This window comes from Vreelandella hamiltonii (assembly GCF_014651775.1).
Classification (GTDB): Bacteria; Pseudomonadota; Gammaproteobacteria; order Pseudomonadales; family Halomonadaceae; genus Vreelandella; species Vreelandella hamiltonii.
Genome location: NZ_BMXN01000007.1, coordinates 78,305 through 92,564, shown reverse-complemented (window position 1 = coordinate 92,564; position 14,260 = coordinate 78,305). Strand labels below are relative to the sequence as shown.

10 protein-coding genes and 1 pseudogene are annotated in these 14,260 nt (G+C 61.2%); 2 read left to right on the top strand and 9 right to left on the bottom strand.

Going from position 1 to position 14,260, the window contains the following annotated elements; all coding sequences use genetic code 11:
- Positions 1 to 7: 7 nt before the first annotated feature.
- Positions 8 to 1,699 carry a potassium-transporting ATPase subunit KdpA gene (kdpA, locus tag IE091_RS08490; RefSeq protein ID WP_189463404.1) on the bottom strand — a complete coding sequence of 564 codons (1,692 nt, stop codon included), beginning with the start codon at positions 1,697 to 1,699 and terminating at the stop codon, positions 8 to 10.
- A gap of 9 nt (positions 1,700 to 1,708) precedes the next feature.
- Positions 1,709 to 1,789 carry a K(+)-transporting ATPase subunit F gene (kdpF, locus tag IE091_RS18650; RefSeq protein ID WP_100731532.1) on the bottom strand — a complete coding sequence of 27 codons (81 nt, stop codon included), beginning with the start codon at positions 1,787 to 1,789 and terminating at the stop codon, positions 1,709 to 1,711.
- A gap of 205 nt (positions 1,790 to 1,994) precedes the next feature.
- Here kdpF and trkA point away from each other — a divergent pair.
- Positions 1,995 to 3,265 (top strand): annotated as a pseudogene (gene trkA / locus IE091_RS08480) (Trk system potassium transporter TrkA).
- A gap of 42 nt (positions 3,266 to 3,307) precedes the next feature.
- Here the strand turns inward: trkA and IE091_RS08475 are convergent.
- The 7 genes from IE091_RS08475 to IE091_RS08445 form a co-directional block, all read right to left on the bottom strand.
- A complete protein-coding gene (locus IE091_RS08475) occupies positions 3,308 to 4,045 on the bottom strand; it encodes an anti-sigma factor (protein ID WP_144984396.1) in 738 nt (245 codons plus the stop codon).
- Complete coding sequence (locus IE091_RS08470) at positions 4,042 to 4,620, bottom strand: sigma-70 family RNA polymerase sigma factor (protein WP_096922757.1); 579 nt, start codon at positions 4,618 to 4,620, stop codon at positions 4,042 to 4,044. The genes IE091_RS08475 and IE091_RS08470 overlap by 4 nt, the downstream gene beginning before the upstream one ends.
- A gap of 115 nt (positions 4,621 to 4,735) precedes the next feature.
- Positions 4,736 to 5,257, bottom strand: coding sequence for a DUF3455 domain-containing protein (locus tag IE091_RS08465; protein WP_039179550.1), 522 nt, complete (start codon positions 5,255 to 5,257; stop codon positions 4,736 to 4,738).
- Positions 5,258 to 5,364: 107 nt separating this feature from the next.
- Entirely contained in the window at positions 5,365 to 6,480 is a 1,116-nt protein-coding gene (gene ugpC, locus IE091_RS08460; protein ID WP_039179547.1) for a sn-glycerol-3-phosphate ABC transporter ATP-binding protein UgpC, read from the bottom strand.
- On the bottom strand, positions 6,468 to 8,147 hold the full coding sequence (locus IE091_RS08455) for an alpha-glucosidase (protein WP_039179542.1): 1,680 nt from the start codon (positions 8,145 to 8,147) through the stop codon (positions 6,468 to 6,470). The genes ugpC and IE091_RS08455 overlap by 13 nt, the downstream gene beginning before the upstream one ends.
- A 140-nt stretch (positions 8,148 to 8,287) precedes the next feature.
- Positions 8,288 to 10,990 carry an HTH-type transcriptional regulator MalT gene (gene malT, locus IE091_RS08450; RefSeq protein WP_189463403.1) on the bottom strand — a complete coding sequence of 901 codons (2,703 nt, stop codon included), beginning with the start codon at positions 10,988 to 10,990 and terminating at the stop codon, positions 8,288 to 8,290.
- A 107-nt stretch (positions 10,991 to 11,097) separates the two neighbouring features.
- Positions 11,098 to 12,633 carry a carbohydrate porin gene (locus tag IE091_RS08445; RefSeq protein ID WP_144984405.1) on the bottom strand — a complete coding sequence of 512 codons (1,536 nt, stop codon included), beginning with the start codon at positions 12,631 to 12,633 and terminating at the stop codon, positions 11,098 to 11,100.
- Positions 12,634 to 12,985: 352 nt separating this feature from the next.
- Here IE091_RS08445 and IE091_RS08440 point away from each other — a divergent pair, with 352 nt between their 5' ends.
- A complete protein-coding gene (locus tag IE091_RS08440; RefSeq protein ID WP_144984408.1) occupies positions 12,986 to 14,257 on the top strand; it encodes an ABC transporter substrate-binding protein in 1,272 nt (423 codons plus the stop codon).
- Positions 14,258 to 14,260 lie beyond the last annotated feature (3 nt).

Here is a 14,260-nt window from a genome sequence, read left to right as displayed (position 1 = left end):
TTTTCTCCTAGAAGCCTTGCACGACGGATTCTGCAATCGGGCCAAGCACTAACGCCGGTAAGAAGCCAAGCAGGTTGACGATTACAATCACCCCTGCCGTTAAGCCCATAAAAGCAGGGCTATCCATGGGCAAAGTGCCGCGGCCCGCCGGTGCCGTGCGCTTGGCAGCCAACCAACCGGCGACGGCTAATGGCACTAGCATGGGTAAGAAGCGACCAATCAGCAGGGCGAACACGCAGGCAATATTCCACCAGGTTGTGTCATCGCCCAGCCCTTCAAAACCAGAGCCGTTATTGGCAAATGCAGAGGTAAACTCGTAAAGCACTTGGGATAAACCGTGAAACCCTGGGTTTGAATTGGCGGCCGCGTTTGGCATCGCCACGGTCAGCGCGCTCAACCCCAGGATGACCAACGGCTGAGCCAGAATCGCCAGTGAAATCCAGCGCATTTCACGGGTCTCTAAGGGTTTTCCAAATAACTCTGGTGATCTGCCCACCATTAACGAGCCCACAAAGGCCGCCAACATCAAATAGAGGAAGAAGCCAATTAGCCCGACGCCCACTCCACCAAACGTTACGTTCACAAACATGTCCATCAGCAGCATCATGCCGCCCATGGGATTGAAGCTATCGTGCATGGCATTGACCGAGCCGTTGGAGGTTTGTGTCGTCCAGCTACCCCACAAGGCGGAAAGGTCAGTGCCAAAACGCAGCTCCTTGCCTTCTAAATTGGCCCCCGGCTGGGAGAGTTCGAGCAAAGCCGCATTGGGCATGCGTTCTGAATAGACCACCACAGAAGTGGAAATCAGTGAGAACGCGATCATCACGGCGCCAATGCCCATCATTAGTCGGCGTCGACCGCTGATCAGAGCAATCGCAATTAGCAGCGCCACGGGAATAAGCATAATTGAGGCAGTTTCGATAACATTCGCCAGCGGCGTGGGGTTCTCAAGCGGCACACTTGAGTTGGGCCCGTACCAGCCTCCCCCATTGGTACCCAACTGCTTGATCGCCACCATGGACGCCACTGGGCCCAAGGGAATCGTCTGCACCTCTTCCACCTGAGGATCCAGCATGTTTACCTGATGAGCGGCCTGATAACTGGCAGGTACGCCTTGCCATGTGAGCAACAATGCGACTACCGCTGCCAATAGCACCATAACGCGCACCACGCTGCGGGTAAGGTCGTGGTAGTAGTTGCCGACGCCGTTTAAAACCTTGGCAGGTTTGGCGACTAATAAAGTGCGGACAATGGCGAGCAACACTGCGAGCCCCGTGGCGGGCGTCAAGAACTGTAGCGTGACAATGGCGAAGGTTTGGCTTAAGTGCGAAAGCTGCGCTTGGCCAGAGTAGTGCTGCTGGTTAGTGTTGGTAGCAAACGACACCGCTGTATGCAGCGCCGTGTCCCATGTCATGCCTGGGATGCCGTCCGGGTTGAGTGGCAGCAGTCCCTGACACATAAATACTAGCCATGCCAGCAGTATCAGGCCCACATGCAGCTTAAGAATGGCTAGCGCGTACACTTGCCACGTCATGGCATGTTGACTGTTAACGCCCGCCAACCGGTAGATTGGCTTTTCGATTACGCCAAAGAGCGTATCAAGCCGGTTCGGCTGGTCACCTAGTGCATGGGCAATGTAGATACCCAGTGGTACGCTGAGCAAAGCCACCAAAGCGTAAATAGCGATCATATCGTTCATGGTGATCTCCTAAAAACGCTCGGGGCAGATGAGCGCGTAAAATAGATACGCCGCTGTGCCGGCCGCGATGATTAGCAATGCAATATTCATGAAAGTGCCTCCTGTGATTGGCACCTTGAGCTTAGAGATTACCCGCGTAAAAATTCGATGGCGTTTAAGGCGTTAGCCGTCAAAAAGGCGTAAAAAAAGCCCTTTTTGTAGACCAAAAGTAGATCTCAAGCTCCCTATCCTCGACAGCCTCCTTTAGATAGGTGAGTATCTGCATTAACATGTCGCTGGAGTGACCTAACTACCTATGAAGATCATCATTCTTGGCGCCGGCCAAGTGGGCGGCACCCTGGCGGAGCACCTTGCCCGCGAGGAAAACGACATCACCGTCGTCGACACCGACGGCGCCAAGCTACGCGAGCTGCACACCAAGCTGGATATCCGCACGGTGACCGGTGCGGGTTCCTACCCCATCGTGCTGCGCCAGGCGGGCTGCNGGTTCGCTCCACGGCTTACCTCACCCGCAAGGGCCTGTTTGCCCACGAAGCCATTCCCATCGACGTCTTGATCAGCCCGGAACAGGTGGTGACCGACCACGTGCGCCGTTTGATCGAGCATCCCGGCGCCCTGCAGGTGCTGGAGTTTGCCGGGGGGCTGGTGCAGCTGGTGGCGGTGAAAGCCTTCTACGGCGGCCCGCTGGTGGGCCAGAATCTCGCCTTCCTGGGCAAGCACATGCCCAACGTGGAAACCCGCGTCGCCGCCATCTACCGGCGCAATCGGCCGATCATCCCCCAGGGCGACACGGTCATCGAAGCCGACGACGAAGTGTTCTTCCTGGCGGCAAGGCGGGATATCCGCGCGGTGATGAGCGAGCTGCGCAAGGTGGAGCGCGACTTCCGCCGGGTGGTGATTGCCGGGGGTGGCAACATCGGCGAACGCCTGGCGGAGCATCTGGAGCATAGCCATCAGGTCAAGATCATCGAGCACAGCCTGGAGCGCTGCACCACGCTCTCGGAGCGGCTGGATCGCACCGTGGTGCTGCACGGCAGCGCCACCAGCAAGCGCCTGCTGGAAGAAGAGAACATCGAGGATTGCGACATCTTCTGCGCCCTGACCAACGACGACGAGGTGAACATCATGTCGTCGCTGCTGGCCAAGCGGCTGGGGGCCAAGAAGGTGCTCACGCTGATCAACAACGCCGCCTACGTGGACCTGGTCCAGGGTGGCGATATCGACATCGCCATCTCCCCGCAGCAGGCCACCATCGGCAGCCTGCTGACCCACGTGCGCCGGGGCGATATCGTCAACGTGCACTCCCTGCGCCGGGGCGCGGCGGAAGCCATCGAGGCCATTGCCCACGGCGACAAGCAGTCTTCCAAGGTGGTGGGCCGCACCATCGATGAGATCGAGCTTCCCGAAGGCACTACCATCGGTGCCGTAGTGCGCGGCAAGGAAGTGATGATTGCCCACGGCGACGTGCGCGTGGAGAGCGGTGATCACCTGATTCTGTTCGTGATCGACAAACGGCGTATCCGCGACGTCGAGCGGCTGTTTCAGGTCGGCTTGACCTTCTTTTGACAGACGCGCTCGGCTAACGCCGCGAATAGGCTGAAGGCAAACTCAGATCTCCACCGCGCGGCCAATGAACTCGATGGGGCCGGTGGGCAAGCCGGTGGGCGAGCCGGTCTCTTCTTCCAGGGTCAGCTCGAAGAGCTGGTTGTCTTCCAGCGGTGGGAGCTGGTCCAGGCGCAGGCGCAGCGGCTGGCCCGGCTCCACCAGCCCCAAGGAAACGGGTGCCTGCCAGTCATCGGCCTTGGTCCAGAACTCCAGCGCCTTGCCCTCCGGCACTTCGAAGGTGCCCAGCGGGATCAGCTGAATCTCCTGGCGGTTGGCCGCTTGCACGACCCAGCCTGCCGACTGCGTCTGTGGTGCCAGTAGCACCACCATGTACTCGGGTACGGCGGGCTGTGTGGTGACGTTGCTCAGCATGACGCCCATCGCCAACGCTGCCGCCAGGCCCGCCCCGGTGGCGGCCCGCCAGAACGGTAAGCTGTGCATCAATCGGCGGCGCGGTGCAGCCGGCGCGCGCGCGGGTGTCACTACCGGCGCAGTAGGCCGTACCGCGGATGCTTTCATGCTCCGCTCGATGCGCGGCCATAGGTAATCGGAGGGGGTGACGGGGTCGACGATGGCGGTATAGGGGAAAAATCGCTCTTCCCAGGCGGCGACCGCCTTTTGCAGCGCAGGCTCGTTGGCGAGACGCGCCTCGAACGCTTCACGCTCGGCTATCGGCAGCGTGCCCAGCACGTACTCCCCTGCCAAGGCATGCAGATCATCGGATTCATGAGCTCGTGTCATGCCATACACTCCCGTAAACGCAGCAGGCTACGCTTGATCCAGGCTTTTACCGTCCCCAGCGGGGTGCTGGTGTGTGCCGCAATCTCGGCGTGGCTGAGCCCATCTACATAGGCGTGCAGAACGCAGTTGCGACGCTCGGCTTCCAACTGCTGCAAGCACTCGTCCATGCGCTCGCCGGTTTGCCAATCGAACGCTTCCTCGACCTGGAAAGCGTGCTGAAAGGTATCGTCGTCGGCAAACTCATGGGGGTCGTTCAGGTCGGTATAGACATGGCGCTCACGCCCACGAATGGCATTGAGTGCGAGGTGGCGAGCGATACTGAATACCCAGGTGCGGGCAGCCCCCTTTTGCGGATCGAAGCTGGCGGCACGCTGCCATATGTTCAAGCAGGCATCGTGAACGATGTCTTCGGCCATGCCTCGGTCCTTGACGATGCGGTACACCACCCCGAGCAACTTGGCGCCTTCCTGCTGATACAGCAGGTGAAGCGCCGCCTGATCGCCACGGGCAATGCGAGCGAGCGCATCGACATGATCGAATTCGGTTACTTCCGTTGACCCAACTTCATCAGACACATCATCACTCCCTGGTAACGCGCCGGTCGCTGTCGCCGCAGTTCAGTGAGGATAATAGTTGGGGGCTCTCGATGCGAGCCCCCACAGTCAACGCACGATAGAAGCGTTGCCGAGATCAGTTAGCGGTCCAGAAGATGTAATCGGCCTGATAGGTGACCACGGCGGTGGCGCCTTCGTTATCGCTACCACAAGCCACGTCGGGTGCCACGCCACCTTGGGTGTCCAGGCGCTGAATGTAAGTGACACCGTTCATGGCACCTTCACCTTCGGCCGGGTTGGCTTCTACCAGCTGCAGCGGAATGTTGCCGTCACCGTTGGGAGATACGGCCAGCTGCGTTGCGGTCAGCTTGGAGCCGTCCAGTGATTCCCAAGTAGCGGGCGGGCCGTAGTAGCTGCCGACCTGATTGCCTTCGCGGTCATTCAGCGCCGCATGGGGGCCCTTGAAAACCCAACCCAGGCTACCGTCGTCCTTGGCTTCACACATGTAAGTAATCGCGCCTACGCCCACCGTTTCCAGAGCGACGCTATGGCCATCCGGCACTTGGATGTCGGCAGGCACATCGGCCAGCGCCGCTTGACTGAAGGATGCAATCAGGGTCGCAGCGAGGGTGGCACGCGTTAGATGTTGAATGGTCATGTCAGTCTCCTTGGGTTGTGTATCAGCCACTTTTGCCGTGGCTGTATAGGGGATACACACGAGGAGACCGATTGGATGCACTCTTTTTGAAAAAAATCTAAAAAACGTTATTGGCTCACCCCGTCCACCGTCACTTGGCGAGGGCAGGCATCCCCTTGGGCATCGAACAAATGGCAGCGCTTGCCGTTGATGCCCAGCCGAGACGCCTGCCCTTCTGCCAGCCGTGCCAGTCCGTCCAGGCGTTGGGTCAAGGGGGTTTCCAGCCCCGCCACTTGCCAATGGGCCAGGGTCTCGTAGCCCAGCTTTTCGGCCACCATGAGCGTGGCATCCAGGGTTGCATCCGCCTGTTCTGGGGCGACGAAATCTTCGGCGCGCAGCCCTAATGTGGCCTGATCACCCGCCTTGAGCTGCTGCCCATTCACGGCCACCGCCAGGCTGTCGCCGGTGTGCAGGCGTACCAGCGTGCGGTGCTGGCCGGGGTCGACCACCGTCACCGGCAGGGTATTGATGCGCGGGGAGCCGATGAACTCCGCCACTTCCAGCGTGTTGGGAAAGTGGTACAGCGACAGCGGTGCGCCTACCTGGGCGATACGCCCTTTTGAGAGCAGCACGATACGGTCTGCCAGGGTCATCGCCTCGACCTGATCGTGGGTGACGTAAATCATGGTGGCGTTCAAGCGCTTGTGCAGCCCCGCAATCTGGATACGCATGTCCACGCGCAGCGCGGCATCGAGGTTCGACAGCGGCTCGTCGAACAGAAACACCGCCGGCTCTTTCACCAGCGTACGACCAATGGCCACCCGCTGGCGCTGGCCGCCAGAGAGATCCTTGGGCTTGCGCTCCAGAAGCTCGGTGAGGTGCAGCATTTCTGCGGCGTGCTGCACCCGACGGCGAATCTCGGCCTTGTCGGTACGCGCCAGCTTGAGCCCGAACGCCATGTTCTCGGCCACGCTCATGTGCGGGTAGAGGGCGTAGGACTGGAACACCATGCCGATGTCCCGCTCCTGGGGTGGAATCTCGTTGATCCGCTGGCCATCCAGCTGCATGTCCCCGGTGGTGATGTCCTCCAGACCCGCAATCATGCGCAGCAGCGTGGATTTACCACAGCCGGAGGGGCCCACGAACACCACGAACTCGCCGTCTTCGATGGTGAGGTCGATATCCCGGGAGATTTCGACGCCGTCAAACGATTTGCCGATGCCGCCAAGGGTCAAACGTCCCATGATGCATCCTCCTGAGCCTGTGGGCAGCGGGCAATTGCCACGCCAAACGGCGGCAGCGTCAGCGTACCTGCCTGCCACTCGCCCTTGAGCCAATGGGGGGCGCCTTCCAGTGCTTCAGCATGCTCGGGCGCCGAGCGGGTAATGGTCTGATCGCTGAAGTTCAGCGCCACCAACAGGCGGGTTTGCTGATAGGTGCGCTCCAGGCAGAGCACCTCGTCACGCACCGGGTGGTAGCGTACCTCCCCCTTGACCAGCGCGAGCTGGGTGCGGCGAAACGCCAGGAACTCTCGGTAAGCGTTGAGCAGCGAATCGGCATTCTGCTCTTGCTGATCGACTGCCAGCGCTGCATGGGCCTCGGGCACCGGCAGCCAGGGCGTGGCAAGACTGAAGCCAGCATGGCGGCTATCTGCCTGCCAGGGATGCGGCGTACGGCAGCCATCACGGCCTTTATAGGCAGGCCAGAAGGTAATGCCTGCCGGGTCCACCAGCTGCTCGAAGGTCAGCTGCGCTTCGGGCAGCCCCAACTCCTCGCCTTGATAGAGGCACACGCTGCCCCGCTGGCTGAGCAAGAACACCATGTACAGACGCAGCTTATCGAGCTGCCCCTGGGCCTGCCAGCGAGTCGCCAGCCGCGTGACGTCATGGTTGCCCAGCGCCCAGCAGGGCCAGCCATCGCCAATCCGCGCTTCCATCTCGGTCAGCGTTTCGTGCAGGTACGTCGGGTCGGCCTTGTCGGTCAGCAGGTTGAACGAGTAGCACATGTGCAGCCGCTGCCCTCCCTGGGAGTAGGCCGCCATGACGCCGAGGGCGTCGTCATCCCCCACTTCACCGACGCTGGTGGCGCCGGGGTACTCATCGAGCAGCGCCCGAAGCCGCTCCAGAAATACCAGGTTTTCCGGCTGGGTCTTGTCGTACTGGTGGAGCTGATAGCCATAGGGGTTGTCGGGGCGCACACCCAGAAAGCTTTCGGTGATCTCCTGACGCGGCGGATTATCCTTCAACTCGCCGTGGGTACAGAAATTGACCGCATCGAGGCGAAAGCCATCGACCCCACGCTCCAGCCAGAACCGCGCTTCTTCGAGAATGGCCTCGACCACGGCAGGGGTGCGGAAATTGAGGTCTGGCTGGCTGGCCAGAAAGTTGTGCAGGTAATACTGACAGCGTCGGGTATCCCACTGCCAGGCGCTGCCGCCAAACACGGATTGCCAGTTGGTCGGCGGCGCGCCATCGGGTTTGGGGTCGGCCCATACGTACCAATCGGCTTTCGGGTTATCGCGGCTTTGGCGACTCTCCTCGAACCAGACGTGCTGGTCGGAGGTGTGCGACATGACCTGATCGATGGTGACTTTCAGCCCGCGGGCATGGGCCGCCTCGACCAGTCGGTCGAAGTCTTCCAGACTGCCGAACATTGGATCGACATCGCGGTAGTTGCTGATGTCGTAACCAAAATCCTTCATGGGCGACGTAAAAAAGGGCGAAAGCCAAATGGCGTCGACATTCAGAGAGGCAATGTAGTCGAGCTTCTCGATCACTCCTCTCAGGTCGCCAATGCCGTCGCCGCGACTATCCATAAAGCTGCGCGGGTAGATTTGATAAATCACTGCGCCGCGCCACCAGTCGGCCCCCTGGCTGCCAACGTAGTGTGAAGTGGAAGGTGTCTGCATCATGGCGAATCCTTATGGTTGTTATCAGTGATAAGGGCATGATGCAGGCTGCGCGGCGGGATCGAATCCTCCCCCGCAGGGAGTACCGGGCGTAGTCGAGAGGAGGAGGCGAACCGAGGGCGCTGGGCAGCCTCCCCACCGGGTCAATCCCCGTGAATATGGGCCAGCAGTTGCCCCGCCAGGTGTATGGCCTCCTCCCGGCGACGAATGTTCTGCTTCTGGTAAAGGCTGCGGATATGGGTCTTGATGGTGGTCTGGGCCACCGAGAGCTGCTCGGCAATCTGCTCGTTGGATAGCCCCGCATGAATCAACCCGAGGATCTGCCACTCACGGCGGGTCAGCGGTGAGGTGCGAATCAGTTCCGGCACATCCGGGCGAGCCACGATATCGGCAATCACCGTCTCGTCGAGGATCAAACGCCGGGCGCTGCCAAAATCCTTTTGACGCCCTGCCAGCGCCATCAATCGCTCGGCCCTCGCTTTTTCGAGGGCCCCTAGCGAGTCGCTTTCGAGCAGGCCAGCCAGCAGCTCCCCCAACGGCTTGCCCAACCGCAAAAAGCTGCCCACCAGGCCGGTGCGCGACGCCAGGCTCAGAGCCTGCTGCATATGCTCGCGAGCGCGCTCTTTTCTTCCTGCATGCCAGGCGGCTGCGGCCAGGCAAAGCTGGTTACGGTTGGCGTCGGTCACCAACCCTGACTGCCGAGCGTGCGCTTCGAGGGCCTCCAGCAGCGTGCGGGCTTCCTCGCACTGGCCCAGCAGCGTGAGCGCCCGGGCGTGGTTGCGCACGTTGCACTGGGCGAAATGGTTGGTGGCCCTGTCGGTGATGGGCGGCGGCGCTTCCTGGCGCCAGCGCTCCACTGCCTCCAGGTCCTGGCTCGACTGCCACCAGCTAAGCAGCGTCGCGTGGGCGTTGGCGACCCAGTCGATATGGTAATCGCCTTCTGCAAGAATTTTGCGCAGTCGCCGAATATGGTCGGCACACTGGGCCTGATCGCCACGACTCTGGGCAATCTTGGCCAGCTGAATATGGCACTGCAGAGTCCAGCGCTCACCCTGGCTGTCCAGCACGGCAATGCCCTTGAGCGCCGCCTGCTCGGCTTCGTCCAGCCGATGCCACTCCCAGAGCAGCTGACTGCGGATACGATAGAGAAACTCGGCCACCGGCAGATGCTCGAGCTCTGCGCGCTCGAGATGCACGAAGGCGCGCTCCTGAATATCGTAGGCAGCCTGCAAACGCCCTTGGGCCACCAGCGTTTCCGACTGGTGGCAAAAGGCCCATATCAGGCGCTGGTGATCATCGTGGTGATGGGCCTGGCGCGCTACTTCACGCACGTTCAGCAGCGACTCCTCCAGGTGCCCCTGAACGAAACGCGCTTCACTGAGGATCGCGGTGGCCGTCAGGGGCGTCGATGCCAGGTAACGCGCCGGAACCCCCAGCGCCTGCTCGGCCAGCGGCGCGGCGCGCTCGGCGTTCCCCTGATTGATCGCCAGCTGGGCACGCAAGGTGGCAAATTCGGCGCCCAGCGCTTGCCACTCCGGCAGGTACAGCTGAGCTTCGATCCAGCCAATCACGCGGGCCGTGATATCGAACTGGAACTGGGCATGAGACACCCAGCCATAAAGCAGCGCCAGCTCGGGACACTGGCCGAGCTGCGGCTCGCCCAGCCGCTCCAACCCTCTGGCCAGCAGTGCGTAGGCGCCTTGGGAGAGCAATGCCGGCCCTTGCGCGATGAGCAATGGGCTGATCAGGTCCGGCGCGTCGGCCAGAATGGCCTGGCGCAGCGCCATGACCGGGTCATCGAGCGCCAGCCAGGCCTGACTGGCCCGCTGATGCAGCGTGCGCTGGGTGGCCAGGCTCAGCTCATGGCGGCGGTGATGCAGGTAGTCGCCAAACAGGCGATGAAAGCGATACCACTGGGCATGCGGATCGGGCCGCTCGATGAACAGCCCGGCCTGCTCGAAGGCCTCCAGCCGCTGCGTCAACCGCTCCCCTTCCAATAGCCGCGCCATCAGTTCGGGAGAGAACCGCTCCAGCACTCCCAGTTGAAGCAGCAGTTCACGCTCCTCACTCGGCAAGGTAGTGGCCAGCAGTTCGTCGAACCAGGCGACGAAATCGGGATGCGCGCCGCTCAGCCGTTCCAGCAAGGCATCGAATCCCGCCCGGGTAGTGGTGCGCTCGACCAGCCAGTTGAGCGCCATGGGCCACCCACCGCTCAAGCGTAGCGCGCGCTCCAGGCTCACCCGGGTAGGCGGAAAGCTCAGCTGTTCGGCACACAGGGTATGCGCCTCTTCACTGTCGAATGCCAGGCGGTGCAGGTCGATCTCTTCCAGCTCACCGCGCAGGCGCAGGCTGGCCAGCCCCAGTGCCGGGCGTGACCGGCTGGCCAGCGTCAAGGTGAGCCAGGGCGGCTGATGGCGCAGCCAGTGGGCCAGCGCGGCAAGAATCTCGGGGTTGGCAAGATGCTCGAAGCCATCCACGACCAGTCGGCAAGGAGCGTGCTGTTCGGGTAACTCCGTCAACCAGCGCTCCATGTGGGCAATGCATTCGCTGTCATCCCCCGGCGTCAGCGTGACCAGAGGGGCCAACAGTGTGTCCATGGCCGCCTGCCAGTAGGTCAGAAAGCGGTGCGTCTGATTGTCCTGATCGTCCAGTCGCAGCCAGCTTGCCTGCTGCTCCAGGGCGGGCAGCCGCTCGGCCAGCAGCGTGGTCTTGCCATAGCCCGGTGGCGCTTGAACCACCAGCAGGCGCACCTGCTCGTTCAACGCGAAGTGGTCGTTCAAACGCGGGCGCGCCACCGTACAGGGAGGTAGCGGCGGCGCCTTCAGTTTTTCCTTGAGCAGCAGCATCGGTGCCTCCCTGGGTCGAATCTGACGAGCAAAAAGCCCGCGACGGAGCGCGGGCAATCGGCATTGGTGAAACAGGCAAGGAAACCTGCCAGGCATGGTGCGATGGGTCAGAACCAGATTTCGCTCTGCACGCCAAAGCTCCACTGGCCACCGGTAAAGCCATCGTTGCCGAACGAGTCTTCCAGGGTATAGCCGTTCAGCTCGGCATCCCAATCAGTATAGGAGGCGAACAGGCGAATTTCAGGACGCTTCCAGAAGCCACCGACATCGGGCTTGAAAGTGGGCGCAATGGTCAGTTTGCCGAAATTGCCGCTGACGGCATTGCGATCGCTGAAACCGTTGGGGTCCAGGTCCATGTACTGGTAGCTACCCTCGTACTGCATCTCGAAGTTCTGGGTAATTTCGTTGGCCAGGCGCACGTTCAGCGTGGCCCAGGAGTAGCTGTCGCCATCGGCAAACCGGTCGTCGCTGACCTCTGCCAGAATCGAGGGTGCAATGCGCCACTGCGGGGCAATGTAAGTGGTTCCGTAGACCGCCAGGCGGGTCGCCGTGGCGTCGTCGGTCAGGTCGCCATTGCTCCCCAGCCCTTTCACTTCCGCACCCAGCCCTTGGCCGTGCAGCAACGCCGCCTTGAAGTTACCCTCGCCCAGGCCAAAGAAGCTGTCGCCGTGGTACGCCACCATGGTATGCCAGCCGCTGTCGGCGGCGGTCTGGCCTACGCCGATGTCGCGCTCGTCGTTATCGGCGGCCGACATCACGTTCGCCATGACCTGCCAGTTACCGAAGTAGTTGTTGGAGGTCAGAATCAGGTTGTCGGTGTTGCTGCCTTCACCGTCCAGGCCGGGGTTTTCGCGGTTGATGACGTCAAAGTCACTGAAGCTACGGCCATACAGCGAGAAGTTGGACTTCCAGTTATCGGCCAGTTGAATATCGTAGATACCGCCACCGGTACCGGCCAGGAACACGACGTCGCTGTCCAGCCAGTGGATATCGAAGTTATCCCGGTCGAAGCGCTTACCCGCCCAGATGGAGGCATTTTCGAAGGCCCCGGTGAAGCTGGGCAGGTCGCTGAACTCGGCATAGGCCTGACGGACGTTGAGGTTGGTATCGTCGCCAACCCAATCGTTGCTGGAGTTGGTGCCAGCGGCCAGCATGGTGGTGTAACGGGCGCGGGCGCCGTTATCGAACTGCATGCGGTAGTTGAGAATGGCTTCGGTGTAGGTATCGGGCTCGTTGCCCAGACGACCCACGGCACCGCCCAGGTTACCGGCTGGAGTCACATAGGGGCCGCCATCGATGCTCTTGCGATCTTCACCCAGCAGCAGGCCAGAGCGGGCGTAGACGTTGAACGAAAAGCCTTCATCACCGCTGGCCTGTCGCTCTACTCGCGCCAAGCGCTCTTCGATGTCGGCATCGGTAGTGGCGGCCGCCGGGGCGCTGGATGGGGGTGGCGTTGCACCCTGCTCCGCCAGCTCGGCACGACGCTCGGCAGCGTCTGCACGCTGCTCGGCCGCCGCGATGCGTGCCTCAAGCTCGGCAAAACGTTCTTCGAGGGACAGGTTGGCGCTGGCCAAACCGCTCATGCCCAGGCTTGCGGCTGCCACCGCAATGGCCAGCGGCGTCTTGAATGCTGTCTTGTGCATTGTTTTAAATCCTATTGTTTTTAAACCGCTATTGTTCTGATCGTGACGCTGGCTCCAGGCACCGCTTTCCCTTGAATGTTGCAAAGCAACTTCTGTTTTGAGCCGGAGAGCGACAGCCACTAAAACTTAATCGATTAAGTGTTAGTAAACCAACAAGCTTTTACTAATTATCGACCAATGTCTAACTGCCTATTTCACTTGGCAAAAACACTATCCGCCACGTTAGACAAAAGTCGCTATTGAACTTCATGCCGACAGACGGCTAACTGGCACTCAACTTAATCGTTTAAGTTGGCGCCGTCAGCGCTTTGTCACTTCACTCCCACAACAATAAACGTCGAGGAACGCCGTTATGAAAAAGACTCTTCTTTCGTCTGCGATTACCTTAGCCAGCCTTGCCAGCATCAGCGGTGCCGCTCAGGCCGCCGACCTGACCATCTCCTGTGGAGCCGTGGGTGCAGAGCTGACCCTCTGCCAGGAGGGCGTTCGGGCCTGGGAAGAAAAAACTGGCCACCAGGTCGACGTGGTCTCCACACCCAACTCCTCTACCGAGCGTTTGTCGCTTTACCAGCAGATTCTCTCGGCCAACTCCAGCGATATCGACGTCATGCAGATCGACGTGGTGTGGCCCGGCCTGTTGGCCAATCACCTGCTCGATCTTCGCGAGGTATTGGGTGACGACGCAGCCGCGGGCCATTTCGAGACGATCGTGGTCAACAACACCATCGATGATCGTCTGGTCGCCATGCCCTGGTTTACCGATGCGGGCGTGCTGTACTACCGGGAAGACCTGCTGGAAAAGCACGGTCATGACGTTCCGACCACCTGGCAGGCACTCACCGAGACGGCCCGCGAGATTCAAGCGGCCGAACGTGACGAAGGCAACAGCCGCATGCAGGGCTTCGTATTCCAAGGGCGCGCCTATGAAGGGCTGACCGTCAACGCCTTGGAATGGGTCGCCAGCTTTGGCGGCGGTACCGTGGTCGATAACGACGGCGAAGTGACCATCAACAACGAGCGCGCCGCACAGGCCCTTGACCTGGCGGCTTCCTGGGTAGGCGATATCGCCCCGGAAGGCGTGTTGAACTACACCGAAGAGGAAGCCCGCGGGGTCTTCCAGGGCGGCAACGCGGTGTTCATGCGCAACTGGCCTTACGCCTGGGCGCTGGCCCAAAGCGATGACAGCGACGTACGCGGCAAGGTGGGCGTGGTCCAGCTGCCGGCCGGTGGTGATGACGGGCAAAGCGCTGCGGGCCTGGGCGGCTGGAACCTGGCGGTTTCTCGCTATAGCGACAACCCCGAACTGGCGGCCGACCTGGTGGCTTACCTGACGGGCGAGGAAGAGCAGAAACGTCGCGCCATTCAGGCGTCCTACAACCCCACCATCGATGCGCTCTACCAGGACCAGGAAGTACTGGAAGCGGTGCCCTTCTTCGGCACGCTCTACGACACGTTCACCAATGCCGTCGCGCGTCCGTCTGCACCTACCGGCGATGCCTATGGCCGGGTCAGCAACGCCTTTTTCAGCACCACCCATGACGTACTTTCCGGCAACAAGGATGGCGCCCAGGGAGTTGCCGACCTGGAAGGCGAACTGCTGCGCCTGAAGCGTCGTAACTGGTAATTG